Origin of the sequence: Sphingobacterium lumbrici (genome assembly GCF_006476045.1) — a bacterium.
Taxonomy (GTDB): Bacteria; Bacteroidota; Bacteroidia; order Sphingobacteriales; family Sphingobacteriaceae; genus Sphingobacterium; species Sphingobacterium lumbrici.
This window is the reverse complement of the sequence record NZ_SRZY01000027.1, coordinates 223,128-249,455: the sequence shown is the minus strand read 5'-3', so window position 1 is coordinate 249,455 and position 26,328 is coordinate 223,128. Positions and strand designations below refer to the sequence as shown.

The window sequence follows — 26,328 nt, the reverse complement described above, 5'->3', positions numbered from 1 at the left end:
CAATCATAAAAATGAGCAACTACGAAAACCTTCAAAAAGTTTTAAAAGAGATATTTGAAATGGACAAGGCTGATCTCGATTTTGGGATCTACCGTGTTATGAACCAAAAACGAGATCAGGTCAACGATTTTATCGATAAAAAACTGCCTAAAGAAATCAAAGATATTCTGGCAAAAATACAATCCAAAGATAGTATCAGCCTGCAAGCCGAATTGGATAAAATGGGCAAAAACCTTGATGATGCCGGTGTAGCGCGTGAGTCTTCAGGAAAATATCTGACGCTACAACAGCAAGTCACCAATGCCATAGATACCAATGCGCTGGAGCAGGAAGTATTTTCGCACTTGGCTAATTTCTTTAAGCGGTATTACAAAGACGGTGATTTCATCTCACTGCGCCGATACAAAATAGATGTCTATGCGATTCCGTACGAAGGTGAAGAGGTGAAACTGCATTGGGCAAATGCCGATCAATATTACATCAAGACATCGGAGTATTTGAAGAATTATGCCTTCAAACTGAGTGATGGCAAAAAAGTATATTTTCAGCTCAAGGAAGCCAGCACCGAACAAAACAACAACAAAACCCAAGGCGATGTAGAACGCCGTTTTGCCCTATACGAAGAATTGCCTTTGGAAGCGATGGATGGCGAACTGCACATCAACTTCACCTACGAAACGCACAAAAAAAGCGTAAAACAAGACGACTTGGCCAAACAGGCTTTGGAGTGGATACAAAACAATATCCCGGCTGAATTTACTTCGGCCTTTGACAAAGCACCCACAGAGAAAAATAAAAACCGCACACTGCTAGAAAAACACCTCAACGATTTCATCAGCCGTAACAGTTTTGATTATTTCATCCACAAAGATTTGGGTGGTTTTTTGCGTCGCGAGCTTGATTTCTACATCAAAAACGAAGTCCTGTTTATAGACGACATCAATACCGAAAACCCAATTTATTTTACAGCTCAGTTATCCAAGATCAAAGCACTGAAAACCGTTGCCAGCAAGATTATTGCCTTTTTAGCACAGATAGAGGATTTTCAGAAAAAACTATGGCTCAAGAAAAAGTTTGTCATCAGTACCAATTACTGCATTACGCTCGATCGTATTCCTGAAAAATATTACGAAGAGATCTTTACCAACCAAGCCCAATTGGATGATTGGAATACCCTCTACAACATTGTCATTACGAGCGAATCGAGGAAATCTCTTTCTGAACATCCGTTTTTAGTGCTTGATACCAAATTTTTCTCCGAAGATTTTAAAGATCGCCTTTTAGCAGAGTTTGACAACCTTGATGAAGAAACTGATGGCTTATTGATAAACTCCGAGAACTTTCAGGCGCTGAACTTGATGCAGGAAAAATACAAGGAAAAAGTAAAAGCGATTTATATTGATCCGCCATATAATACCGGTGGAGATGATTTTATTTATAAAGATAATTTCCAGCATTCAAGTTGGATGTCTTTAATGCAGGATAGGCTAGATATAGCTAGAAATTTTCTATTAGAAGATGGCTCTTTTACAGAAAGTATTGATTTAAAAGAATTAGATAAGAACTTACTATTGTTAGACAATGTTTTTGGAGAAGAAAATAAAAAGAACATCATTACAATAAAAAGAGGTTCAGTAACGGGAGCTAAAGTAGTTAATCCTGGTGTGGTTAATGTAAGTGAGTATGTTTTAAACTATTCAAACAATGCAGATAAATGGTTGCCAGAAAAAGCATACCGAGAGAAAGATTACGATAATAGATATGGAACAGTAATTGTAAATTTTGATGACGATTTTGAAAACTGGCAATTTGAAAGTGTTTTGGAAAGTTTTGCTAGGGAAAAAGGTATTCAGAAATCAAAATTAAAAAAGGAGTTGGGCGGAGATTATGATAATGAACTATTTAATTTTGTAATTAAAAATGCTAACAGAGTTGTTCAATTTGCTTCTTTAGATGAAAAAAGTGTTAGTGCAGATGCTGTGAAATTGAAGCATTTATCAATTGAAAATCCTGATAAGCTATTTTATCAAAGTAGAGAAGGAAAGAACGATTATTATTTATTTCGGGGTAAATTAATACTATTTTATAAAGACAGATTAATTCAAGTAGGGGGGCAATTAATACCAGGTGAACCGATTTCAGATATTTGGGATGATGTTTTACCAAATGATCTGCACAATGAAGGTGGTGTATCGTTAAGAAAGGGAAAAAAACCGGAAAAATTAATTCACAGGATATTCGATATGAGTTCCAAACCAAAGGAACTTATAATGGATTATTTTTTAGGAAGTGGCACGTCAACCGCAGTAGCTCTAAAATCTAATAGAAAATCTCTTGGAGTTGAACAAGGGAAATATTTTAGAGATGTAACCTTAAAAAGAATAAAAAATGTACTCAAAGGAGCTGATAAATCAGGTATTACTAACGATACGCTTTGGCAAGGGGGGGGCATTATCAAATACCAAGTTTTAGAAAGCTATGAAGATGCACTCAACAATCTGCAATTGGGCAAAAGCAGTCAAGATGGTTTGTTCCAGTTTAGCGATGCCGCACAAGAAGACTATTTGCTCAACTATATGCTCGATGTAGAAAGCCAGGACCATTTGTTCAACATCGCCATGTTCCGCAATCCGTTCAATTACCAGTTAAAAGTGACCGAGAATAATGAATTGGTTCCAACCAAGGTAGATTTGGTAGAAACTTTTAATTATTTAATTGGCTTGTATGTAGAGCGTATACAACGTGTTGGCGACATCAAATTTGTAGAAGGCAAAACCCGAGAAGGCATCAAAACCTTGGTTATCTGGCGGAATCTAGAAACCACCACTAACGAAGAAACCGCACAGCGTTTCCGTAAAATCTACGATAGTGTTCGTTCTTCTGAGTTTGACCACATTTACATCAACGGCGACCACCATTTCGATAACATCCGCACCGGAGAAGATACGTTTAAGGTAAAAAGCTTAGAGGAAACTTTCTTTAAGAAGATGTTTAATATTTCTGAATTGTAATGGCAAATCAAGTTGTGGAAAAGAAGAAAGACCTTCAAATTGATACCCTTACCATAAGCCAACTGTTGCAGATGCAGGATTTGAGTATTCCTGTGTATCAACGTCCTTACAAATGGAGTGAGAAACATATTTCGCAGTTAATTGAAGATGTTAATTTCTTTAAGAGAAAGTCTGCTTACAGATTGGGAACATTGGTTGTACACAAAGATGCTAATAAGCCTGAGTTGAATATTGTGGATGGGCAGCAACGTACCATCAGTTGTATTTTGCTATTCAGAGCCATTTGTGAAACTATTAAAATTGAAGATCCACATTTAAAGAAAGAAATAGAAGCAATTAGTAAAAACCTAGTAGATTTTGATTTCAGCAATGAGACCTCCGCTTATAATATTCAACGAAATTATACCGTTGCTAAACGGGCTGTAGCAAAGTGTGATGAAGACTTTGTAAGGTTTTTTCTTAATCATTGCGAACTTATTTATTTTGAAATTGGACACATCAGTGAAGCATTTCAGTTTTTTGATTCGCAGAATGCCAGAGGCAAAGATTTGGATCCTCACGATTTGCTGAAAGCCTATCATTTGAGGGAATATGCTGAAAATGATGAGAAACTAAAATTGGAAAGTGTAACGGTATGGGAAAGGCATCAGTCTAACGAGCTTGCAAAATTATTTGCAGAATATTTATTCAGAATCCGGTCTTGGTCTCGAGGAGATTCTGCACAGGTATTTGATAAGAATAAGATATATCTTTTCAAAGGTTTAACGATAGAAAAAATTGGTGATTTTAAATATGCCGATTCTTTGAGAATATTGCATCATTTCACCGATGAATATAATAAAAGTTACCACCGGCAAATAGATTTGGGCAAGAAGCCTTATCCATTTCAGTTGGATGCGCCTATCATAAACGGAAGACGATTTTTTGAGATGATCACATATTACAAAGATATTTTTGATATGTCTATTAAAAATATCCAAGACCATCTAAAACTCAATGAAAACTCAAAGAATATTTTCCATACAATAACAAGCTATGGTGGTTGGGAACGTACCGGCGATACTTATGTAAGAACGCTTTTTGAGTGTGCATTGGTTTTTTATGTAGATAAATTTGGATTTAACCACATCAATGAAGCTGTTGAAAAAATCTTTGCTTGGGCCTATCGATTGCGATTAGAATACTACGCCATTCAGTTTGTGAGCGTTGATAACTATGTTTTGGAAAACAATCTGTTTGCTGATTTTAAAAACAATTATGCTCCGCAGGAAGCTTTGGGAAGACCGGTTGATTATAATTTCAGAAGACAAAGGTCGATCAGTGAACTCGAAGAAATATTAAAATCGCTTTATTACATCAATTAATGTCGCATCAAGTACAAACTTTCAATATCAAGGAATTATTCAATTCGGGAAAATACCGAATTCCTATTTATCAGCGTAACTACGCCTGGGGACGAAGTGAAATTTTACAACTTATCCAGGATATCGTTGATTATATACCCGAAAAAACAAATTATTATATTGGAACGTTGGTGGTTTATCCACAGAAAATAAATGAAGAAACTGTTTATGATGCAATAGATGGCCAACAGAGACTTACTACTTTATCGATTATGTTGTCAGTTTTAAAAAATAAATTTAAGGAAGTTGAGTGGTTTGATAAGCAGATATTGAATTTTGAAAGCCGTCCGTTGTCTCAAAATGCAATGAGTTTTGCTAAAGCTGGCTATTTTGACGGTCACAAAGAATACCATTCTACCATTAAAGAAGCTTACGATAGCATAGAAATAGAACTGGAGACAAAGCTTGCTGAGAGTGGTTTGAGTATAAATCAATTTGCTTTGTTTCTCGAAAACTATGTTACCATTTTACGCGTTGAAGTTCCTCACGATACCGACTTAAATCATTATTTCGAAATAATGAATAACAGAGGAGAGCAATTGGAAAAACACGAAGTGGTGAAATCAATGTTGCTCGATACGTTGTATGATGAAAAAGATGAAGGCAATGAGCAACTTCAGGAATTGTTTCATATCATTTGGGATGCTGTTCAAAATATGGAACGTTATGTGCAGTTTGGTTTTGAACCGGCGCTAAGAAAATCGCTGTTTGGGATAGATTGGTCAACCTTGCTTATTAAAGATTCCGAGACGCTTATTGAGGCATTTTTAGATTTTAATGATCAAAAAGACGCTGGTGACGAACATTTCAAAATGAATATCGCTGAAATATTAGATCATAACCAAGTGTTTTCAAATGAAGAAAATATATTCGAAATTTCAGAACGATTTACTTCGCCTATTAATTTTCAAAATTTTCTACTGCATATCCTTAAAATTCAAACTGAAAATAGTAACGTTTCATTAGATGACAAAAAGTTGATAGACTTCTTTAAGCAAACAATCAGAAGCAAGACCAAAGAAAAAGCTAAGCAATTTGTATTAGACTTTATGTTTAATCTTCTACGTGGAAAATGGTTGATGGATTCCTATGTGATTAAAAGGCAATTTGTAGCCGATAAAGAAGGCTGGAGTTTGCTAAAACTTAAATCTAACGACGGTAAAAAAGGGTACTATGTGAATACTTTTGGTAAGGATGAAAATTGGGATAATGAATACATTGTTATGTTGCTTTCAATGTTTCATGTATCAACACCAACTATGATCTATAAACATTGGTTAAATGCTGCTTTATTTCATTTAATGAACACCGAAGAAGTAGATTTTGAGGATTATCAGCTTTATCTGGAAAAAATCGCCAAGCAACTAATCTGTTTTAGATTTTTGAATACAGAGAAGGAAAGTAATTTAGAATACAACCAGCTCATTTACCATGCTGAAGAAGTAAATGAGGACTATCCCATGATTAACTATGACAACCCACTTCTCAATTATAAAAGGATCGAGAATAATTTGGTTTTCAATTTTTTGGATTATGTACTTTGGAATGAATTGGATGTAGGCGATGAGGGTGTCGATTTTGAATTCACTTTTCGCAGTTCGGTAGAACACTATTTTCCGCAAAATCCTATTGGAGGTAGACCTTTAGAAGATAAAGAGGCATTACATTCTTTTGGAAACCTATGTTTAATTAGCCATCAGAAGAACTCAAAACTGAATCATCATTTGCCTTCTGCAAAAAAGAATTACTATTCTAAACTGAACAGCAAAACTGGATTAGCGTATGACACTATAAAACAATATATAATGATGAATGAGTATGATGCCGATACTTGGGATGAAATGAGTATTGAAGACCATCATAAGAAAATGGTTGATAAGCTAAATGATTTCATTCAAAATTAAAATGTACTTAAATGGCAAACTTTCACGACAAACTCGTACTCAATAAATATATGCTGTCGCTTTTTGGTATAGACAGCATTGGCAAAAAAATCATCGGTAAAAAAGGCGTTGAAATTTTCACCGACCTCAAATTGTCTGTAAACGAAGGCTATACCGAAGAAGGTAATACTTTTTATCTACAAACGCTCATCAGTCATTTGTATGGGTCTGAACATCTTACACACACGATGTTGCAAACCTATGATGAAAACATCGTTCGCTACACCAAGCAAATCTCCGAAAACCGGGAAGAACAGATAACCTGGAAATATTTTCAGTATTTGTCTTTGCTTTTTACGGAAGTGTATTTGGATAAGTATTTTCAGAATAAGGTAAAATTGCTGGCAGATCTGAATGCGTATGTGATAACGTTTAATCAAAAGCAATACGAACTAATAGCGAAAATCGGGAGTAAAAAAGCAAAGGATGTTTTTATTGCATCTCCATTTACTTTGCAAAGTTTGAACAAACTAGCCTTTTGGAATGCTACAGGTTCGGGAAAAACCTTGCTTATGCACATCAACATCAAGCAATATCTACATTACGCCAATCACTACAATGTACACCACCAAAACAAAGTGTTACTCATAACCCCAAACGAAGGATTGAGCAAACAACATTTGGCTGAGTTTAAATTCTCAAACATACAGGCAAACAGTTTTAGTAAGAAAACGCCCGAGATGTTTTCGGGTAAGGAAGTAGAAGTGTTGGAAATTACCAAACTGGCAGAAAGCAGTGGCGACAAAACCGTAGCCGTAGATAGTTTTGAAAGCGATAATCTGGTTTTGATTGATGAAGGTCACGGTGGAATGAGTGGCGACAGCTGGAAAAAATATCGCGACAAACTCAGTCAAACAGGCTTTGCTTTCGAATACTCGGCTACTTTTGGACAGGCCATCAATGCTGCTTCAGGTGCTAAAAAATCAGAATTTACACAAGAATATGCCAAGAGTATTTTGTTTGACTACTCCTATAAATATTTTTATGAAGATGGTTATGGTAAAGATTACCGCATTCTCAACTTAAAAAATGATGATGATCGATACCGAAAATTGTATCTCACTGCCAATTTGGTTTCGTTCTTTCAGCAACAGTTGTTGTTTAAAGAGCAAAAAACGTCTTTGCGAGATTTTCTCTTGCACAAACCTTTGTGGGTTTTTGTAGGTGGTAAAGTGAATGCTGTAAGAAAAGAAGGCGGCAAAGAAGTTTCGGACGTGTTGGAAATCATTTATTTCTTAACCGATTTTTTGAAAAATCCAACCGTTTCTATTCAGCAGATAGATGAGGTGGTTCATAACAAAGCCGGATTGGTCGATAAAAAAGGCTTTTCAATTTTCGAAACGTCTTTCAGCTATTTGTTAGATCAAAATCTGGATGCGCAAACAATTTTTACGCAAATCAACGAATTGGTTTTTAATAATACTACGCTTGGCGCCAATTTGTACCTAGACAATCTGAAAGGTGCCGATGGCGAACTGGGCTTGCGTGTAGGCGATAACGATTACTTTGGTGTGATCAATGTGGGAGATGAAAAAACCTTGTATCAGCTGGCCATCAACAACAATGTCTTAGGTAGCGAAAAAGATTTTTCTGATTCTTTGTTTAAGAAAATCAATGAAGACACTTCTCCGATTAATTTGCTGATTGGTTCCAAAAAATTCTCCGAAGGTTGGTCTTCTTGGCGAGTATCGTCTATGGGGTTAATGAATGTAGGAAAATCGGAAGGTTCGCAAATTATACAACTATTTGGGCGTGGCGTGCGATTGAAAGGATATCAATTTTCGCTGAAACGGTCTACAGGGTTAGATGATTATCAAAAACCAGAAACCATCAAACAAATCAAGCCTTTGCTTCGCCATTTAGAAACGCTACAAATCTTTGGTGTAAAAGCCGACTACATGGAGCAGTTCAAATCGTTCTTGGAAGAAGAAGGTTTGCCGGTAAATGACTCTTCTTGGATTACCATTAACATTCCTACGGTTCAAAAAGAAATTGTCGCGCAAAACAAACTCAAACTCATTGCCGTAAAGGAAAGCGAAAACTTTAAACGGAATATCATACTTGCGTTGGTTTACAACGAGAAAGTGTTTGATGGCAGATTGGTTGAACTTGATTGGTATCCAAAAATTGATGTTCTAGAGAAAAAAACGTCTGGTGCGGCAATGGCTAAAAACAATGGCTTTTTAAATGCCAATCATATTTCTTTACTCAATTGGAATGCGATTTATTTAGAAATTCAAAATCATAAGGCTGATAAAAGTTATTACAATTTAGGCATTCAGTTAGAAGATTTGAAAAGCATCATGCAAAATGTATCTTGGTATAATTTGTACATTCCTGCCCATCATTTAGAATTTTCGAGGTACGAAAATGTAGCTATTTGGCAAGAATTAGCCGTTACATTACTAAAAAAATACATTGAGCAGTTTTATCTCTTTTACAAAAATGAATTTCATTCCAATCACGTAGAAGCTATTATTTTAAATGGTGCTGATGAGAATTTTGTCCTGGAATACGACTTTAGGTTAAACACTGAGGAAGATGTCGTTCAGTTTCAAAACAAAATTGAAGAGTTGAAAACAACGGTTTTAGAACCAGCCTTTTCACATATTCAAATAGCATCAGAAGCCAGTGCCTTCGACAATCTATTGCATTTGTATAAGCCTTTGGTTTATCTGGGCAAAAACTATCAAAACCAAATACAGGTAAGTCCGATAGCCTTAGACGTGTCCGAAAAGCAGTTTTTAGATGATTTAGTAGATTACACTTTAAAAAATCAGGAATCGCTGAGGGAAATAGAAGTGCACGTGCTGCGCAACCAAAGTAAGAAGGGCTTAGGTTTTTTTACAGATGGAAATAATTTCTATCCGGATTTTATATTATGGATCATTAGAGGCGGGAAACAACACATCAAATTTATTGATCCCAAAGGTATTCGTAATTCTAAAGGGATTAATGATCCGAAAATTCAGTTTCATAAAGTCATTAAGGAAAAGATACAACCGCAGGTTATTGAAAGTGGTATAGAGTTGGATTCCTACATTATTTCCAACACTTCGTACCTAGAGGTTCAATGGAAGGATAATTTGTCGATTAAAGATTTTAACAATGTGAATGTATTTTTTCAAAAAGAGAATGCAAACAGTTACATAAGCAGTATATTGCTATAAAAAATTAGTGGGCAGCGATCGTTGAGTTCTACGTTTTCTGTTTTTTGCTGGAATTGCGGTGCAAGCCAAAACGTTTCAGTTTAGGTAATTTCTAAAATGCAAGGAATTTCTGGTATAAAGTTACTAGCTAGTAGGATCAACCCAAATACTAGAACTGATATCCATAAAGGAATCTTGAGCTTTTGTTGCTTAGTGGTGTTTATCATCATCTTACAATATAAGCATAATATTGAACTACCCAGATAGAGGAGCGGCAAAGTTAGTTTTCATCTAGCGAAGTCGATAAATGCATGTAGAGCTCTATTAGAATGCTCCACCGGGGCTGCCCACTTTTATTACTTTTCTGTATGATAGAAAAAAAGAAGAAAGACTGGTTTAAATTGAAGAGATACCCTCATATAGGTTTTCCATTAACTATTTCGGATCGCCCCTGGGTATTAAATTATATTCAGACCAAGACATCTACGCATTCCTTCTTACCCTTCATCCATAGAACTTCAAAAGTCCGAAGGTTTCGTAAGCAGTACTGTGAAAATACAGGCACCGTCCTTAATGGAGGGTTACGTGTCGCCAATAATAAGCCTCGGGAATTATACTATGCAAGCCATTTAGATACTGCTATCTACAGCTATTATAGACAGAAATTAGATGATAAATATGAGAGATTCCTTTTGACAGCTTCATTTCGAGATACTGTATTAGCTTACCGTCAAATACCGATTGATCCTACTAGGAAATGTTCAAAAAGCAACAAATGCACCATTGACTTCGCTAAAGAAGTATTTGACGGTATTACAAGGTACGATCAAAATCAATTTGTTGTTATGACATTTGACGTGTCTAGCTTTTTTGATAACCTAAATCATAGGCTGTTGCTTGAAGAATGGTGCAAACTTCTCAAGGTTGACAGATTGGATGCTGACCATTTTAATATATACAAGAGTCTAACTCGTTTTAATTATGTAGAGTTAATTGATTTGTTCACTCGATACCAAGTTCAAATAATTACAGAAAGGAAAGATAACGACGGGAAACCGATAGCTCGTAGACCGAAACGTGTGTCTGCGATAAAATACTTACGAAACCAAAATGCAGTTTCCTTTTGCTCGAGCAATGAGTTCTTTAAAAATAGTAAAGACTTGATAAAAAGGAAGCGGTATCAAGTCAATGACGATGGTGAATTTAAATTAAACGAAAAAGGGGAAAAGGTCGCACGAGATTTTGGCATCCCGCAAGGTACTCCTATAAGTGCCTTACTGTCGAACATATATATGATACCGTTTGATGAAAGAATTTCGAACATAATCGGTTCAGATGGTTTATATCGACGCTATTGCGATGATATCATCGTTGTCTGTTCTAAAGATAAATATGTCAATATTCGAAGGTGTATATACGATGCAATCTCTGAGCGAAAGTTGGAAATCCAACAAAAAAAAACGCAAACATTTCACCTGCAAAAGAAAGAGGATATTATGATACTAGGACAGGAGTTTCCTGACAGAATCAACTATAACAAGAAATTGACCTATCTGGGTTTTGAGTTTGATGGTCAAAGCGTACTTTTAAAAAGTGCCAGCCTTTCAAACTATTATCGAAAAATGAAACGAGGTACGAGAAGAGGAAAATACTATGCATCTAAAATGTACCATGGTGTACCTCAAGAATTATTTAAGAATAGATTGTATAAACGTTATAGCCATTGGGGAGCAAAACGGAAGAGACTGTATATTCGCGACAGGTATAATCCTGAGAAATTCATTCCTACGGATCGCTATAACTGGGGGAATTTTTTGTCCTATGTTTATAAAGCTGATAATGTATTTAAAGAAGGGAAAATAAGGACACAAGTGAAGAGGCACTGGAAAGTACTAAATAAGCTGATAAAGACATAGGTCGATTTTGATTACCGTCAGATAGAAAGAACGTTGATTAGCGGGTTCAACGTTCAAGACCTTTGTAGGTTCCCTACCAAGGGTAAAGAATCACACAAAGATATGAGATGATTCAAAATGTTCCAAAATCTATCCTTTGCCAGATTTGAATGTAACATCGTTTGTATGCAATCTGTATTTTATGAAATTTAATTTACTAAAAGTCAGTGAATAACACTTTTTGTATCGGGAAGTAGATTTTTTTTGTATTAAAGATGTGATATAATATATGTAATTTTAGAGCCTAATCCAACGTATTGGATATTCTTAACGATTATTGCTTTTATGGATGATATTATTCTTTTTTTTGAAAATCAGGATCCGATTGTTGGGGCTTTTTATGCCACGACCTTTACGTGGTTTGTCACTGCAGTAGGCGCATCAACCGTATTTTTTTTCAAAGCGATCAACCGTAATTTTATGGATGGTATGCTTGGCTTCACGGGAGGAGTGATGGTGGCGGCAAGTGTATGGAGTTTGCTGATACCAGCCATGAACATGAGCGAGGGTGAAGGTTTTATAAAAGTAATGCCCGCGATTTTAGGATTTCTTTTGGGTGCTGGTTTTTTATATGCGTTAGATAGGCTATTGCCTCACCTCCATGTTAATTTTAAACAGGTTGAAGGAGTTAAATCTCCCTGGCAGAAAACAACATTATTGGTACTTGCTATTACACTTCACAATATTCCCGAGGGACTCGCTGTCGGTGTTTTGTTTGGAGGAGTTGCTGTGGGGCTTCCAGAAGCCAGTATCGCAGGAGCAGTGGCTTTGGCAATAGGTATCGGACTGCAGAATCTGCCGGAAGGAATTGCGGTAGCTATGCCTCTTCGACGTTTAGGTATGAGTCGTCGGAAAAGTTTTTTTTATGGACAGTTTTCTGCCATAGTAGAACCTATAGCAGGGGTTGTTGGTGCTTTAGCAGTTACGGTTTTTACACCAATTTTGCCTTATGCCCTTGCATTTGCCGCAGGAGCTATGATTTTTGTAGTTGTAGAAGAAGTTATTCCAGAAGCGCAACAAAATAAAGATTCAGATATTGCCACAATTGGGTTCATTATTGGATTTTTAAGTATGATGTCTTTAGATGTAGTTTTAGGATAAATAAAGGACACGTCATTACCCTTTGTCTATATTTAATTTTTTTGATTATATTGACCTTACTTATCTCAAATGAGGAAATATACTTATGGATTTTAAGAAATTGGATACTGTAAATTGGGGAATGATAGGTACGGGAGATGTAACAGAAGTAAAGAGCGGCCCCGCATTCTATAAAATACAAAATTCGAAATTAGTGGCTGTGATGGCACGCACCCTGGATAGGGTAAAGGACTACGCCCGGCGACACGATGTTTCTACCTACTATACAGATGCAAAGCAATTAATTGATGATCCACAGGTAAATGCAATTTATGTTGCTACACCTCCAAGTACACACATGGAGTATGCGATTAGAGCGATGCGAGCGGGTAAGCCCGTTTACGTAGAGAAACCGATGGCGATGAGTGTAAAAGAATGTGAAGAGATGAATACGATATCCGAGCAGACAGGCATTCCACTTTTTGTCGCATTTTACAGAAGGGGCATGGAATACTTTAATCAGCTAAAACAGCTGTTAAGTGAAGGTAAAATCGGAACGATACTTACAGTCGATACTAAAATAGTACAAGCTCCTTTTGCCAGTGATCTTGACCCCCAAAAGCACAGCTGGCGAATCAATAGAAACATCGGTGGAGAAGGATATTTTGTTGATCTGGCTCCTCATACATTTGATATTTTGGATTATTTACTAGGTGAAATTGTAACGGCAGGTGGAAATGCTATTAATATTGCAGGGAATTATGCAGTCGCGGATACCGTTGTGGCGAGTTGGAAATTTAAGTCCGGTGTTTTAGGAACAGGACTTTGGACTTTCTCCAGTACGCAATCCGCTGAATCGGATACGGTGATTATTACAGGAACCCGCGGCACGATCTCATTCAGCACTTTCAAACTGACGCCAATTGAAGTGCGTACAGATACTGGGGTCGAAATGTTTGACTTCGACAGACCACAGCATATACAGATGGGACTTATTCAAACAATTGTTGACGAATTGACAGGGAAAGGTGCAAGTCCTTCCACAGGAATCTCAGGACTACGGACTGCAAAAGTAATGGAGCAGATACTCGGCTGATAACACACTTATATACTTGATTGTATCAATCTAATACTAGGGAATGCTATGTTTTTAATTCGAAAGCCTGAGATATATTACTATCTCAGGCTTTCTTCTTCGTGAGGTATTCATTATACCCTATTATTTTTTTGCCATTACTTGTCAGTCACCTACTTATATAACGTCTGTGGCTTTAAATTGTTGTAAAAAAGAGTAAAAAACTAACCCATCAATGTGTGTCTAAAACTACGATACTTGAGTTGTGCTGAATACTTTTCCAAATTTAGAAAACGTTTCATTGGCCACTTCTATCGCTCTTGCATGGCTGGTTGGGTCTTCCCCATACGCATTGAGTACGGTTGTAAATGCACGCCACATTTTTTCGGTATCTGTTCCATAGCCCGAAAAGAAAGAAGTTCCGGCTGTGATACCATATTTGCTTAGCATTTGTACAATGTATGTTCCTCCCATGATAGAACCTTCTAGGACATATAAGGCCGACAGCGCTTCTAGGGGGGAGCTTATTTGTGGAACATTGGCTTCAGGGAGATTGCCTACACTTCCGCCCAGTTCTTCAATATCTTGTTTTATATAGTTTGAATTCCTACGTTTAGCATGATCTGGTAATACCTCGCTCGTAATATAAGGTGCTATGATTTTTTCCACCGCATTGAAGTACGCGTAAAATTTTTTTAATACTTCTGCGTAGTCAGTATTGGAGCGAATGGATTTTAATTGACGAACAACTGTACCTTCTAACTTTTGATGTGCAGCACTGGTGCCGTCTTTGATATTTTGACTCAACATGATTTAATCTGTTTTATTTATAACGATTCTATACAAAGATTGGTATTTATTAGATTATTTGTATGCTTCTTTTCGCTTAATCATCTATGAAATTCGCTATTTTCTAGAACCATTGTTTAGGAGTATATATAACGTAGACTAGGTAAGGGGCTTATATTTACATTTCAATGAGAAATTTAACTAAAAAGATCACGATTAATTATTGGAGCCCGATCATACTTATATATTAACAATATAGGCATATTGTATTGGGGGGTTAACGCAATATTTTTTCCATTTTCCGGCCCTTCGCCAACTCATCTACCAATTTGTCCAAATACCGAGCCTGCCGTGTCAACGGATTTTCGATTTCCTCTATACGATACCCACAGATTACTCCGGTGATGCGGTGGGCATTGGGGTTTAGTGAAGCCTGTTGGAAGAAAGTTTCAAAAGTTATATTTTGTAGTATTAAATCCTGCAACTTTTTGCTGTCAAAGCCAGTTAACCATTCTATGACCTGATGCAATTCTTCTTTTGTTCTACCTTTCTTCTCTACTTTTGCGAGATACATTGGATAGACCGAAGCAAAACTCATTTTTGCAATACGTTCATTATGTGTGGCGGAAGTGTTCATACCTTATATTTTTAATTGTTCGTGTTAGATTACTTTTTTTTAAATATATATATATCAATTTGCATTTTTAATTAGCAAATTAGAATGTAGAAAATTAAATCAAAAAAATGAAAATTTTATTAAAATTAGAAGAATTTGCGATATTACTGCTTTGTGTGTTTTTATTTAGCAAATTAGATTTTGGATGGTGGTGGTTTCCAGTGTTATTGCTGTTGCCTGATATAGGAATGGTTGGTTATATCATCAATCCCAAAATCGGTGCTTTTACCTACAATCTATTACATCATCGCCTTGTAGCATCATTGGTTGCTTTTGTTGCCCTCACTTATGGCAATGGATATTGGCAATTAGTGGCCATTATTTTATTTGCTCATATTTCATTTGATAGAATTTTGGGATATGGCTTGAAATATAACGACAGCTTTAATAGAACGCATTTGGGTGTAATTGGTAAAAAATAATAAAAATAGAACATTTTGAAGATATGACGAGCTCCATATTTTTTATATCATCTCATATCATGGAGCTTAGCTCCGCTTTAAATAAAGATCGTATCTGTTTTCAAATATTTGACAACCGATGCCAATGGGGAAAGCAATATTCAGTTTACCTGTCAATTGGTTTCAGGTGTAGCCGAAGAGAAGTGAGGAATACGGTTTCTATAAAGAGAAAAAATATTTGAAATTTTGAAATCAATCGTTCCGAAGCAAGGTTGAAATATGTCAACCAAGGAAACATTGGTTATGAATCAAGGTCTTAGGTTGATCGTTTTTTTTCAGCCTGTTTCAATTTTTTTTCAGCCCTTTTTTCCTTAAAGTTTTTTACTGCGGTCTTTTTTCCGGTATCGTTCTTTGCTCCTTTATCTTTTGACATATTGTTTTATATAAGGTAGTTTTTTTGTAAGGTAGTGTTTTTAAAAGATATAATACAGTGATATAAAAAAGATGACAATTAAAATGACGGTTTGATGTTTGTTAGCATTTCAATAAATGCATTCATCAAATTTGAAATTTCGATTGAACCTTGTAAATAAAAAATGATAATTTTTTTTGTTTTTGAATTTAATATCGTAATATTGCGATATAAATATAGAAATGGGAGTTACAAAGACAGAAATATATAATGACGAACAAAACAGATTAGCGTCGCTTCTTAAAGTTTTAGGGCATCCTGCCAGAATAGCAATTCTGCAATATATTATTAACCAAAAGGCATGTATTTGTAATGATCTGGTTGAGGAATTAGGATTAGCACAAGCGACTATTTCACAACATTTAAAAGAATTAAAAAGTCTTGGAATTATTCAAGGTTCAATAGATGGAAAATCAGTTTGTTATTGTATTGATGAGAAAGTATGGAAGGAATTTCAAGAGGACTTTAATACCTTTTTTAATCAGGAGGTAAAAGTAAACCAATGCTGCTAATGGCTTTTTTTATACTTTAATATCGTTATATTGCTATATAGCGTTTGTATATTTAAGTTATCTATTTTATCATTTTTAGAAATTAGTTATTATGAAATTATCAGACATCAAAGAAATCTTACCAGCATTAGAGAATGTTCAATTTCAATTAGAAAATGGAACATTTGTTCCCGAACATTTTCACGTTACAGAAGTAGGACAAATCATCAAAAATTTTATTGATTGTGGTGGAGTACTCCGTACAGAAAAAGCAGTCAATTTTCAATTGTGGAATGCCGATGATTATGAGCACAGATTGAAACCAGGAAAACTATTAAGCATAATTAAACTTTCAGAAGAAAAATTAGGAATTGAAGATGCAGAGATTGAAGTAGAATATCAAAGCGATACTATTGGTAAATACGATTTGGATTTCAACGGAAAAACGTTTGTACTGAGAAATAAAACTACGGCCTGTTTAGCTCAGGATGCCTGTGGTATTCCTTCCGAGAAACAGAAGAAAAGCTTGTCCGAGTTAACTGTAAATCAATCCTCTTGTTGTACTCCCAATTCCGGATGTTGTTAAACCTTTAAATAAGATATTATGTATCCGATATTATCAAATACAATTCAACAGTTACGATGGGAACAGACCAATACTGATGACCGTAAAAGTGCATTACAGCCATTGATCGATTTTATTCAACAAAAAATAGATAGCAAGCAGGAAATAAATCTCACTTTCATTTGTACTCATAATTCGCGTAGGAGCCATTTGTCACAGGTTTGGGCGCAAGTAGCAGCTTCTCACTTTGGTATTCAGCGTGTGTTTTGTTATTCGGGAGGTACTGAAGAAACCGCATTGTTTCCTAAAGTAGCAGAAACCTTATCCAATCAGGGATTTAATATTTTTAAGATTAATGAAGGTAAAAACCCGTTATATGCCATAAAATATTGTAATAATTCCCTGCCAATAATCGGGTTTTCTAAAAAATATGACAATCCTTTCAATCCAGTATCCGATTTTGCAGCTATAATGACCTGTTCGCAAGCTGATGGTGGATGTCCGTTTATCACTGGTGCTGAAAAAAGGATTCCCATCACATTTGAAGATCCTAAAATTTCAGATAACACTTCGGATCAGACAAAGGTATATGAAGAAAGGAGCTTACAAATAGCAATAGAAATGTTTTATGTCTTTTCAAAGATTACAAATTAGCCAATGCAACCGAAACTAAAATTCTTAGACAGATACCTAACTTTATGGATATTCTTTGCAATGGCTTTAGGTTTAGGCTTAGGATATTTCTTCCCTGAAATTTCAAAAAATACAAATACTCTATCCATAGGTACAACAAATATTCCGTTGGCGATAGGTTTGATACTGATGATGTACCCACCATTGGCAAAGGTTGATTATTCCTTATTGCCTATCGCATTCAGGGATAAAAAGGTAATCAGCATCTCCTTATTACTCAACTGGATTATCGGGCCAGTTTTGATGTTCGTGTTAGCCATTCTGTTTTTAAGGAATGAGCCGGATTATATGATAGGTTTGATATTGATAGGTTTGGCAAGGTGTATCGCAATGGTGATCGTATGGAATGACTTAGCCAAAGGTAACAGGGAATACGCAGCCTTATTGGTTGCATTAAACAGTATCTTTCAAGTGTTTACTTACAGCTTCTTAGTTTGGTTATTCATTAACGTATTACCCAACAAATTAGGATTAGCCAATTTCAATGTAAGTGTATCCATAAAAGACGTAACCGAAAGCGTATTGATATACTTAGGTATTCCTTTCTTAGCAGGTTTTCTAAGCCGTCATTTTCTAGTCAAATCAAAAGGCATTGAATGGTATAACAGGAAATTCGTGCCCAAAATATCGCCCATTACATTGTATGCGTTACTGTTTACCATAGTATTAATGTTCAGTCTAAAAGGCGATAAAATAGTAGAGTTGCCAATGGATGTGGTAAAAGTAGCTATACCGTTAATCATCTATTTTGTGCTGATGTTTTTCGTGAGCTTCTTTATCAATAAATCCTTTAAAATTCCTTACGACAAAAACGCATCTATCGCATTTACAGCCACCGGAAACAATTTTGAATTAGCAATAGCCGTAGCAATAGCGGTTTTTGGTATTCATTCGCCACAGGCATTTGTAGGTGTTATAGGACCATTGGTAGAAGTTCCGGTACTCATACTATTGGTTAAGGTAAGTCTATGGCTAAAAAGGAAGTATTACAATTAAAACTTCCCTCGTTCAAGTTATTGATATAATTATTCAATTGCTTATTTGTCAATGTCTGCTTTACCAAACACTAACGATGGTTGAGAAAGCAGGCATATTTCGGGATCAATTTAAATATTCGAATTAGGACGAGTTTTGGGACCACGCTTGTAGATAATCAGTCCGTTAAGGAAATTTCGGAGCAACTGGTCGCCGCAAGGTTTAAAATTTGGGTGGTCTTCTTTGCGGAATATCGCGCCTAGTTCAGTTTTTGTCACTCTGAAATCGACAAGGGCCAATACTTCAACAATATCGTCGTCAGTGAATTTTAAAGCTACGCGGAGCTTTTTCATAATATCATTGTTGCTCATGGTGTAAATGTATGAAAACTATGCTAAAAAACATATCGCTAGATGAAAGGATTGTCCTTTACCACAATTCCCTTCAGTCAATCTAACTTAAATTAATGTAGGGAACAAATTCATAATCGTTCAATTCTATATTTAATAGCGGATTCCACTTGAATACTTCTGCATACGTCTTCTGCATGTGCACTGTTAGTGTATAGAGGGTGACGCTGAATATGCCCACAAAAAAAAAGGTAGCAGATAAACACGAATGTTATCTGCTACCTTTTACATGAAGAAGGATTGTTCATCCTCCTTCTAAAATTATGCTACGCGTACGTTAACTGCATTAACGCCTTTTTTGCCATTTTCTATGTCGAATGTTACGCTGTCGTTTTCACGTACATCATGGATTAAACCTGATGAATGTACGAAAACATCTTGACCACCACTTGCTGGTGTAATAAAACCGAAACCTTTGGTAACGTTAAAGAATTTTACTGTTCCTTCTTGCATTGTATTATTGTTTATTGATAAAAAAATATTTCTTTTTGGCTGTCGCCATTATTACGCTAAAGCGGACTTTATCATAATAATAAATCAATTTGCTAGCAAGAAAAAGGATGTTTGTATTTTTATGAGACTTGAAAGCTTCCAAGTTTAAAAAGGTACTGCATACGTTATATTGACAACAAAAATTAGCAGCTGAAAAAGCGAAGACTGAAGGAGAAGAGTAAACTTAACGGTCTCAGAAAAGCGTCGGCAGAGCCTGATTATAATCCAAAGGTATGTATAATTTATTGAATATAAAAGAGTTTTGTTTTTTTTATTATGAAAAGGAGGGGAGATGTTACTGCTGACAGGTTTTGGCAAAGAAGAAAAACACCGCCAGCCATACCAATCCTTTGGCCAGAAAGAAAAGGAAAGCCCCGACACCTACACGCTTTAACCACAGCTTGAGCTTGCTGCTTTTTGGATCTGTAGCTTTGATTTCTTCTTGTGGTTCCATGTACGTAAAGATAAGAAATAGTAGGTAAGTGCGCAAGGCGAGCAGATTCAATATATAGTGTTTACTTTTATTTAACCTCAAACTTCGTGCTTCCTGCTGGTACAAGCACATATTCAAAGGTGAAGTAGACCTTCGCGGATGATCTGGACCATTGTTCTCGCTCGAACTGATCCTTATAAAGTGATATTAATTTGATCTTGGCATAATTTCCTTTTGCTGTGCGAATGATGACGGTGCGCGGTGGAACGACAGTGCCATTCTTTAAGGTTAGTGGGCGATCGAGTGCATAGGCAACATGCTGGTTTTCGTAGGCTCCGTCGCGTACAATTACACCGACAAAATCATAAAGGTACCAGCCTATTCCTTCCCCAAATTCGCCGTAATTATCGGTGCCGATGAGTTGACCGCCGGTCTTGAATTGCGCATCGGCAGGTATATCCGTAACTTCTTCAAAAGCTTTTTCTACAATTGTAATACCACCTTTAGCCGTGTTTCCATATCCGGAATTAGTAGAGTTGCTGCCGTTATTGCCGGATACAAAACTATTTAATAAGCCACCAAAAGCCAGATCCCAGCGATTGGTCTGTTTGTATTTTTCTTCCACAGGTTTTTTGGTTTCGAGACTGAAGAAAATAGTAGGCGCGGCGTTGACACCGTCATTATCCTGTGTGCCCTGATAGTTTTCTACCCGATGCAGTTTATAAAACATGCTTTCGTCCGTAGGTGTGGTATCATCCGGCGGGACGACTTCATCATCAGGCTTGGGGTTGCTGCCTTTGTCGCAGGATGACGCAGATGCAACAAATAAAAGAGCAAATAGAATATATTTTACCTTTAGGGCCGCATTTTTAATGTGTTTGTTAATCTTCATGGTTATGTTATTTTTATTTAAAATTATTCTAAATAAAGGTAAAGGTAAGGCGTGTTCTTATGTTTTGATGTATGCAAAATGATATTTGATGTATGAAATTCGGTTTTATAAAAGTAGAGGCGCAGCTCCGAAGGGGTATCGAAGATTATTACTGCGCCTCTGATGTTGTGGAATCTATTTGAATTCCTGATAGTCTATGGAATAGTAAAAATAGTTGGTAGGCGCTTCTTCTTTCTCCGGTTCTCCATTGGAATAAACACTGTTTACTCTTAGTTTAAAGAATGCTTTACCGTCTTTAAAAATAACGATTGTCCGGTTTTCAACAGGGATAACCTGATGTTTTGGTCCACCGGTGTAACTTGCCCAACCAATAACATTTGGTGCATAGGCAGATTGCAAACCTAATGTGTTTTCCGCAGCAGGGAGGTAATCGTCATTCGGACTGACTTCTTCGAATGCCTTGTCGATATAATATAAGGTGTAACCTTTATCTGCGTTGGCAATCAATTTTGCAGCTGTCGTAGCAGGTAGAATTAATGGGCTATTGGCGGCGTCTACACCATCATTCTCTTTAAAATCAAAGTAGAAATTAGTAGCGGCAGTCTCCGTAGCACTTCCATTTTCACCAATGGTAAACTGCCTGAAATTACGTAGCGCATACACATCTCCGCTCCGATGAATGGTACCTTCTGTGTTAACAGTGGTAGAGACATTGGCCAGGTCTTTTGTTTCGCCATCTTTTACCATCACCTTGGCTTGATACTCTTGTTCTACTTCTTCTGGATTTTTGTCGTCTTTGTCACACGCAGTAAATCCTACAGTCAATGCACATGCTAGTGCGGAAATTTTAAATAGTTTGTTCATTTTTATATTAGTATTAAGTATTAATTATTAAGTATCAATATGTTTATTATTAAGCTATTGAGTGTTAAGTATTAAGATTTTTGTAAAGTCGTATAGTCGTATAGTATAGCACACAGCAGTAATCATTTAAGCACTGATCTTTACAACTTTACCCCTTTACTCTAGTCACTAACCTTTTCACCCTCTAACTCCTAGTCACCAATCCCTATAGATTCTTACTGCCATCCTGTTGTACGTAATATCTAAAGGTATAGTAGGGAGCCGGCCAATTCATATTCGTTACCGCTGGCGGATTGCCTTTATAGGCATTGATAAGCTGTAGCTTGGCATATTTGCCGTCGGGCAATCGGATCACATACGTTCTGCCGGGCAAGGCCTGCATAATATGGGTGCTTAAGCTATACCGAAACCAACCGGAGGATGATTCCGAAGATGCCCAGCCAATCTTGGTCACTTCGCTTTGATCAAATTCGGCATCATCAGGCGCGATGCTGACAGCTTCGTAGGATTGATCCAGTTTGATAACAGCTGTGTTCACTGCTTCTCCTTCAAATCCGGGATTAAACTGATACTGGGCATTGTTAACATACACTTCCGAATTATATGGCCCCGTAAAGGCAAGATCCCAATCTTTCGTTTTTAGCCATTGCAAAGAATCCTGCTTGGTTTTGATCCAGATTTGCTTCTGATCGCGGAACCGGAAAAGAAAAGTATAAAAAGGGCGTTTTTCCTTCCCTTCCAGACCCTCGGCCATGGACGCTTCCAGATCACCTGCCAAATCGTAGATAACGGTACTTTTTCCGTCCTCCAGTACCGGCCGAGGATCTTCATCTTTACCGCAGGAAGCAAGCGACAGTACAAACAGCAGTCCGAAACATACCTTGCCCAGCAAGAAGATACTCCGGCATTCATTTAATATTATTTGTAGTGTTTTCATTTTTATATTAGTATTAAGTATTGTGTTAGATTTTAGGAGTAGGGCTACCTAGTCTCTAACCCACCGATAACTTACCCCACCTAGTATGACCCTGCCGGGCTGACCAAGCATATTACGGTGTGTGAAGTTGAGGAGATTATCCGCTACTAACCGTAAGGTTAACTTTCTGTTCCATAAGCTTTTTTCTATTGTTAAGTTAAGCAGGACATTATCTGGTACAAATTCATCAAACTCATCAATAAACTGATTGGTGGTCGTCTCCTGAAACGGATATTTGCCGCGGACATTAGCGCGTAGATTAAAGTTCGTATCCCAAGGTCGATAGGTATAAAGTGCTTTGAGATTAATCATAAGGCGCGAGCGGTCTTCTATACCCCAATAATCCTTTACGGTAGGCTCCCGGGATTCGCCCGTTGTCGGATTATTAATGGTTTGATTATAAGGCCATCGGCCGGCGAGGATGCTATCCAGTACACTGAGATCTTTGGCGATGAGGTATTGATAACCCGCGGAAAGCTGTAGATCGCGCGTAGCTTGGTATGTAGTAGAAACTTCAAACCCCTTGTTGACCGCTTGGGGGAGATTCCGGTAAGTATATATTTGCGAAAATGAGGTTGTCGTACCAACAATAACCGAGTTGATCTGGTTGTTGATGCGATGGTAGAAGACCGAAACTTCATTTTGCCATTTTGGAGTCGGGGTCCATACCAAGCTGATATTGTTGGATAAACTTTTTTCGGCCTGCAAATTTCCAGCTACGCGGTTGAGCATATAGCTGTTCTTCGAGCTGAGCTCCCCGCTAGTTTCCATCGCATGGATTACATCGGCGACCCGGTCGGTACCTACGACAAGGTAATTGGCCTGCGGATTAAAAAAGACCTGGTAACGCATTTTGTAATCCGGTGCCTTAAATCCGGCACCAACGCCAACCTTCGCCAAGAGGGTGGGGCTGATGTGATACTGTAATCCGAAACTCGGGCTGAGGCGGCCATCGTATACATTGGTGTAGTCGTAGCGCAGACCCAATGTGGTCAACATACGATCCATGGGCTTCCATTCGGTCTGCAGAAAGACAAAGGCCGTATTGAGCGACCGCTTATCGTCAAGATCCTGATCATCCATAACTTCCATGCTTCCGCCTAAACCTCCGGTAAACTTAAGACTGTTGATTAGGCTATAGGCAAACTGCTGCTCGACACGGTGTACCTGCTGCCCAAATTCTTCTGCGCTGGCCAGCACACCTTGCCGCACCCAGTCGGCCTGTATATCTGTATGAACGCGGGTAAAATAATAACGTGTCATGCTGCGTAGGCCGTTGCTGAAGGTATGGTCGTAACTGCCAGATAAATTAACGTCTTGAATCAGCTGCTTATCGTTGATCGTCATATCTTCAGACCAACCATTGATCATTTTGGAGCGACGTGCCGCATAACGGCCGGTAAGGCCGATTGTTCCGTTTTTGCTGATGCGATAGCGTGTGCGCCCCTGAACGCTATAATCCTGACTGGGAGGTACTGTTGTGCTCTCACCAGTAAGGTATCTGGGATCGGTATTGAAACCATCTGTACGGTAATAGTTGCCCGAGACGACTACGGAACCACGCTGGTTAGCGAAAGGAGTTTCACCTTCTAGTGTAGCGTCTACAATATTCTGACTACCATAGAGCAGCGAGGCGTGCGCCTGAGGTGCCACGGCGCCATGTCGCGTAATAATATTAATAGCTCCTCCTAAGGCATCGCTTCCGTAAAGGCAGGATGTCGCCCCCTTAATGACTTCGATGCGTTCGATATTCGTTACGGAGATGCGCGAAAGGTCAAAGTTGCCGCTATTGCGGCCGAGCATAGGCTGTCCGTCGATGAGTACCATGACGTAGTTGCTGCTGAAGCCTTGCACCTGTACACCGATGGCGCGTGAACCTCCTGCAATATCATTGACAACGGCGATACCGGTCTGTTCCTTTAACACCTCGTCCAAGCGTCGGCTGCCCATGAGCTCGATTTCCCGTCGGGTAATTACCTTGACCGGCATAGCTGAATTTTCGGCTTTGATGAGGTTGTCGACACTGCGTTGCCGCTCCTGAACGGACACTTCGGCAATGCTGGCTTCATTGGATTTCAAGACCAATTCTACCGTGCGTGACTTTTCTAAAGGCAAATCCTGTTCGATCTGATGATAGCCCACACAGCTGATCCGTACTTGATAGGTGCCTTCATATAATTTTGCGAAAGAAAACCTGCCATCTTTATCGGTAATTGTCGTGTGCTGATCGGGAAGGAGTATTACCGTGGCCTGTACGACCGGATTCCCGGACTCATCGAGCACACGCCCCCGGATCTGATGCAGCTCCTGGGTATAGGCTGGTAAACTGAAAAAGAATAAGCCGATGATGCACATCGTTGACTTTACCAAAAATATAGCTTGACTCACTATTTTTATTTTTAATCATTCTAAATAATGTTACAAAACAAGGGAATGTTTCTGATATTATATCTATGAAATCTGATAAATCTTATCTGAAAATTGATATTTATAGCATTTTAATGCAGAGGTGTTTTGTTGTTAAATAATTGTAATTGAGTGTTTTGTTGTTGTTTATTCTATGTTTTACTCCATTGTATTCGTATTTTTAAAATTTTTATTTAGACTTATTATTGATTGATTTGTACTTTAATAGGGTTGAGATGGAGAAGATCCTTCCTGGTGTCAGGGTAGTAAAATCAACGTAAAAACAATTTATATAATATGCTGAAAAATAGAATTATACAGGTACGGATAACAGTTGTTTTTTTTCTTGTCGGGTGGGTGTCCGCTGCTGTAGCAACAGTTCCACAACGCATCATTACACTGAGCAGTGCATTGACGGAGACCGTTTATGCGATGGGGTATGGGGCATCTATTGTTGCTACCGATGTAACAAGTGTATCGACGGCTGAAGCAGCGCAGTTACCACGGGTAAGTAAGAATAGGTCGGTTTCAACGGAGGGACTTATGGCTTATCGTCCTGATCTTATTCTGGCTCCGGCAGGTGATGTGCCCGCGGGAATCATGAGCCAATTGAAATCCGCCGGTATCCGTGTGGTAGAGATCAAGCAGGAATTTTCAGAGAAAGGCGCCATACGCTATATAGATGCCGTTGCGCAGGCTTTACATGCAGACGATAAAGGAAAAGAGCTGATCGCCAAGGTACAGCGGGAGTTGCAGGCAGTAAAAGATGCAGTAGCCAAAAAAGCGGATGGCAAAAAAGCAAAAGTGCTGTTTATTTATGCACGGGGTACAGGTACGATGAGTGTAGCTGGTAAAGGTAGCAGCCTTGATGCAATAATAACCCTGGCAGGGGCCCGCAATGCGGTACAGGAATTTGCGGATTTCAAACCGTATACTACCGAATCCCTGGTCAAAGCTAATCCCGATGTCATCCTGCTTTTCGATTTTGGACTGAGCAGCTTAGGAGGGAAGGATGCCATACTCAAGATGCCGGGGGTGCGGACAACCGAGGCCGGTAAACACAAACGTATTATACAGATGAACGGCCCTTTATTGATTAATTTCAGCACACGTCTTCCTGAAGCTATTATTAAACTTAACAGCTTGATATATGAAAAATAAACAGCAAATCTGCAAA

22 protein-coding genes and 1 pseudogene are annotated in these 26,328 nt (G+C 37.8%); 13 read left to right on the top strand and 10 right to left on the bottom strand.

Annotation, left to right across the window (positions count from 1 at the left end; translation table 11 throughout):
- Positions 1-11 precede the first annotated feature (11 nt).
- From E4F24_RS08855 to E4F24_RS08825, 7 genes are all read left to right on the top strand, one after another.
- Positions 12-3,011, top strand: a complete 3,000-nt coding sequence (locus tag E4F24_RS08855; protein ID WP_140938335.1) for a DNA methyltransferase — start codon at positions 12-14, stop codon at positions 3,009-3,011.
- Positions 3,011-4,375, top strand: coding sequence for a DUF262 domain-containing protein (locus E4F24_RS08850; RefSeq protein ID WP_140938334.1), 1,365 nt, complete (start codon positions 3,011-3,013; stop codon positions 4,373-4,375). The genes E4F24_RS08855 and E4F24_RS08850 overlap by 1 nt, the downstream gene beginning before the upstream one ends.
- The gene (locus E4F24_RS08845) at positions 4,375-6,318 is read left to right on the top strand and encodes a DUF262 domain-containing protein (RefSeq protein ID WP_140938333.1); all 1,944 of its coding nucleotides are present in this window, start codon (positions 4,375-4,377) and stop codon (positions 6,316-6,318) included. Before E4F24_RS08850 ends, E4F24_RS08845 begins: the two co-directional genes overlap by 1 nt.
- Before the next feature lie 11 nt (positions 6,319-6,329).
- Positions 6,330-9,527 (top strand): DEAD/DEAH box helicase family protein, encoded by a 3,198-nt coding sequence (locus tag E4F24_RS08840; protein ID WP_140938331.1) that lies wholly within the window; start codon positions 6,330-6,332, stop codon positions 9,525-9,527.
- Positions 9,528-9,874: 347 nt separating this feature from the next.
- Positions 9,875-11,422: a reverse transcriptase domain-containing protein gene (locus E4F24_RS08835; RefSeq protein ID WP_181182417.1), complete on the top strand. Its 1,548-nt coding sequence runs from the start codon at positions 9,875-9,877 to the stop codon at positions 11,420-11,422.
- Between the two features lie 324 nt (positions 11,423-11,746).
- Positions 11,747-12,562, top strand: coding sequence for a ZIP family metal transporter (locus E4F24_RS08830; protein ID WP_140938328.1), 816 nt, complete (start codon positions 11,747-11,749; stop codon positions 12,560-12,562).
- An 85-nt stretch (positions 12,563-12,647) separates the two neighbouring features.
- Entirely contained in the window at positions 12,648-13,637 is a 990-nt protein-coding gene (locus tag E4F24_RS08825; RefSeq protein ID WP_216629148.1) for a Gfo/Idh/MocA family protein, read from the top strand.
- Between the two features lie 228 nt (positions 13,638-13,865).
- On the opposite strand, the gene E4F24_RS08820 is transcribed toward E4F24_RS08825, so the two are convergent.
- Positions 13,866-14,426, bottom strand: a complete 561-nt coding sequence (locus E4F24_RS08820; protein ID WP_140938326.1) for a biliverdin-producing heme oxygenase — start codon at positions 14,424-14,426, stop codon at positions 13,866-13,868.
- A 256-nt stretch (positions 14,427-14,682) separates the two neighbouring features.
- Positions 14,683-15,042 (bottom strand): DUF2200 domain-containing protein, encoded by a 360-nt coding sequence (locus tag E4F24_RS08815; protein WP_140938324.1) that lies wholly within the window; start codon positions 15,040-15,042, stop codon positions 14,683-14,685.
- Positions 15,043-15,149: 107 nt separating this feature from the next.
- Between E4F24_RS08815 and E4F24_RS08810 the strand changes: the two genes are divergently transcribed.
- The 5 genes from E4F24_RS08810 to arsB all read left to right on the top strand — a co-directional run bounded on the left by E4F24_RS08810 (position 15,150) and on the right by arsB (position 18,699).
- Positions 15,150-15,503: a DUF4260 domain-containing protein gene (locus tag E4F24_RS08810; protein WP_140938322.1), complete on the top strand. Its 354-nt coding sequence runs from the start codon at positions 15,150-15,152 to the stop codon at positions 15,501-15,503.
- Between the two features lie 633 nt (positions 15,504-16,136).
- Positions 16,137-16,466 carry an ArsR/SmtB family transcription factor gene (locus E4F24_RS08805; protein ID WP_140938321.1) on the top strand — a complete coding sequence of 110 codons (330 nt, stop codon included), beginning with the start codon at positions 16,137-16,139 and terminating at the stop codon, positions 16,464-16,466.
- 91 nt (positions 16,467-16,557) lie between these two features.
- A complete protein-coding gene (locus E4F24_RS08800) occupies positions 16,558-17,031 on the top strand; it encodes a DUF6428 family protein (RefSeq protein WP_140938320.1) in 474 nt (157 codons plus the stop codon).
- Positions 17,032-17,049: 18 nt separating this feature from the next.
- Positions 17,050-17,664: an arsenate-mycothiol transferase ArsC gene (locus tag E4F24_RS08795; protein ID WP_140938319.1), complete on the top strand. Its 615-nt coding sequence runs from the start codon at positions 17,050-17,052 to the stop codon at positions 17,662-17,664.
- Positions 17,665-17,667: 3 nt separating this feature from the next.
- Entirely contained in the window at positions 17,668-18,699 is a 1,032-nt protein-coding gene (arsB, locus tag E4F24_RS08790) for an ACR3 family arsenite efflux transporter (protein WP_140938318.1), read from the top strand.
- A 110-nt stretch (positions 18,700-18,809) separates the two neighbouring features.
- On the opposite strand, the gene E4F24_RS08785 is transcribed toward arsB, so the two are convergent.
- The 8 genes and pseudogenes from E4F24_RS08785 to E4F24_RS14010 form a co-directional block, all read right to left on the bottom strand.
- Positions 18,810-19,031 carry a DUF1456 family protein gene (locus E4F24_RS08785; protein WP_235891188.1) on the bottom strand — a complete coding sequence of 74 codons (222 nt, stop codon included), beginning with the start codon at positions 19,029-19,031 and terminating at the stop codon, positions 18,810-18,812.
- 318 nt (positions 19,032-19,349) lie between these two features.
- Positions 19,350-19,541 carry a cold-shock protein gene (locus tag E4F24_RS08780; protein WP_140938316.1) on the bottom strand — a complete coding sequence of 64 codons (192 nt, stop codon included), beginning with the start codon at positions 19,539-19,541 and terminating at the stop codon, positions 19,350-19,352.
- Between the two features lie 334 nt (positions 19,542-19,875).
- Positions 19,876-20,034: a hypothetical protein gene (locus E4F24_RS13785; RefSeq protein WP_181182416.1), complete on the bottom strand. Its 159-nt coding sequence runs from the start codon at positions 20,032-20,034 to the stop codon at positions 19,876-19,878.
- 67 nt (positions 20,035-20,101) lie between these two features.
- Positions 20,102-20,905 carry an HmuY family protein gene (locus tag E4F24_RS08775; protein WP_140938315.1) on the bottom strand — a complete coding sequence of 268 codons (804 nt, stop codon included), beginning with the start codon at positions 20,903-20,905 and terminating at the stop codon, positions 20,102-20,104.
- Positions 20,906-21,079: 174 nt separating this feature from the next.
- On the bottom strand, positions 21,080-21,769 hold the full coding sequence (locus E4F24_RS08770; protein ID WP_140938314.1) for a hypothetical protein: 690 nt from the start codon (positions 21,767-21,769) through the stop codon (positions 21,080-21,082).
- A gap of 205 nt (positions 21,770-21,974) precedes the next feature.
- The gene (locus E4F24_RS08765) at positions 21,975-22,706 is read right to left on the bottom strand and encodes an HmuY family protein (RefSeq protein WP_140938313.1); all 732 of its coding nucleotides are present in this window, start codon (positions 22,704-22,706) and stop codon (positions 21,975-21,977) included.
- Between the two features lie 48 nt (positions 22,707-22,754).
- On the bottom strand, positions 22,755-24,398 hold the full coding sequence (locus tag E4F24_RS08760; RefSeq protein WP_235891194.1) for a TonB-dependent receptor plug domain-containing protein: 1,644 nt from the start codon (positions 24,396-24,398) through the stop codon (positions 22,755-22,757).
- 39 nt (positions 24,399-24,437) lie between these two features.
- Positions 24,438-25,100 (bottom strand): annotated as a pseudogene (locus E4F24_RS14010) (TonB-dependent receptor); the annotation flags it as partial.
- Between the two features lie 348 nt (positions 25,101-25,448).
- Between E4F24_RS14010 and E4F24_RS08755 the strand changes: the two are divergent.
- Positions 25,449-26,312 carry a heme/hemin ABC transporter substrate-binding protein gene (locus E4F24_RS08755; protein WP_140938312.1) on the top strand — a complete coding sequence of 288 codons (864 nt, stop codon included), beginning with the start codon at positions 25,449-25,451 and terminating at the stop codon, positions 26,310-26,312.
- The last annotated feature ends 16 nt before the right edge of the window (positions 26,313-26,328 follow it).

Bases quoted from the DNA above. Each gene is read 5' to 3' on its own strand.
- E4F24_RS08855 (WP_140938335.1), top strand. From the start codon at position 12: ATGAGCAACTACGAAAACCTTCAAAAAGTTTTAAAAGAGATATTTGAA.
- E4F24_RS08850 (WP_140938334.1), top strand. From the start codon at position 3,011: ATGGCAAATCAAGTTGTGGAAAAGAAGAAAGACCTTCAAATTGATACC.
- E4F24_RS08845 (WP_140938333.1), top strand. From the start codon at position 4,375: ATGTCGCATCAAGTACAAACTTTCAATATCAAGGAATTATTCAATTCG.
- E4F24_RS08840 (WP_140938331.1), top strand. From the start codon at position 6,330: ATGGCAAACTTTCACGACAAACTCGTACTCAATAAATATATGCTGTCG.
- E4F24_RS08835 (WP_181182417.1), top strand. From the start codon at position 9,875: ATGATAGAAAAAAAGAAGAAAGACTGGTTTAAATTGAAGAGATACCCT.
- E4F24_RS08830 (WP_140938328.1), top strand. From the start codon at position 11,747: ATGGATGATATTATTCTTTTTTTTGAAAATCAGGATCCGATTGTTGGG.
- E4F24_RS08825 (WP_216629148.1), top strand. From the start codon at position 12,648: ATGGATTTTAAGAAATTGGATACTGTAAATTGGGGAATGATAGGTACG.
- E4F24_RS08820 (WP_140938326.1), bottom strand. From the start codon at position 14,426: ATGTTGAGTCAAAATATCAAAGACGGCACCAGTGCTGCACATCAAAAG.
- E4F24_RS08815 (WP_140938324.1), bottom strand. From the start codon at position 15,042: ATGAACACTTCCGCCACACATAATGAACGTATTGCAAAAATGAGTTTT.
- E4F24_RS08810 (WP_140938322.1), top strand. From the start codon at position 15,150: ATGAAAATTTTATTAAAATTAGAAGAATTTGCGATATTACTGCTTTGT.
- E4F24_RS08805 (WP_140938321.1), top strand. From the start codon at position 16,137: ATGGGAGTTACAAAGACAGAAATATATAATGACGAACAAAACAGATTA.
- E4F24_RS08800 (WP_140938320.1), top strand. From the start codon at position 16,558: ATGAAATTATCAGACATCAAAGAAATCTTACCAGCATTAGAGAATGTT.
- E4F24_RS08795 (WP_140938319.1), top strand. From the start codon at position 17,050: ATGTATCCGATATTATCAAATACAATTCAACAGTTACGATGGGAACAG.
- arsB (WP_140938318.1), top strand. From the start codon at position 17,668: ATGCAACCGAAACTAAAATTCTTAGACAGATACCTAACTTTATGGATA.
- E4F24_RS08785 (WP_235891188.1), bottom strand. From the start codon at position 19,031: ATGAAAAAGCTCCGCGTAGCTTTAAAATTCACTGACGACGATATTGTT.
- E4F24_RS08780 (WP_140938316.1), bottom strand. From the start codon at position 19,541: ATGCAAGAAGGAACAGTAAAATTCTTTAACGTTACCAAAGGTTTCGGT.
- E4F24_RS13785 (WP_181182416.1), bottom strand. From the start codon at position 20,034: ATGGAACCACAAGAAGAAATCAAAGCTACAGATCCAAAAAGCAGCAAG.
- E4F24_RS08775 (WP_140938315.1), bottom strand. From the start codon at position 20,905: ATGAAGATTAACAAACACATTAAAAATGCGGCCCTAAAGGTAAAATAT.
- E4F24_RS08770 (WP_140938314.1), bottom strand. From the start codon at position 21,769: ATGAACAAACTATTTAAAATTTCCGCACTAGCATGTGCATTGACTGTA.
- E4F24_RS08765 (WP_140938313.1), bottom strand. From the start codon at position 22,706: ATGAAAACACTACAAATAATATTAAATGAATGCCGGAGTATCTTCTTG.
- E4F24_RS08755 (WP_140938312.1), top strand. From the start codon at position 25,449: ATGCTGAAAAATAGAATTATACAGGTACGGATAACAGTTGTTTTTTTT.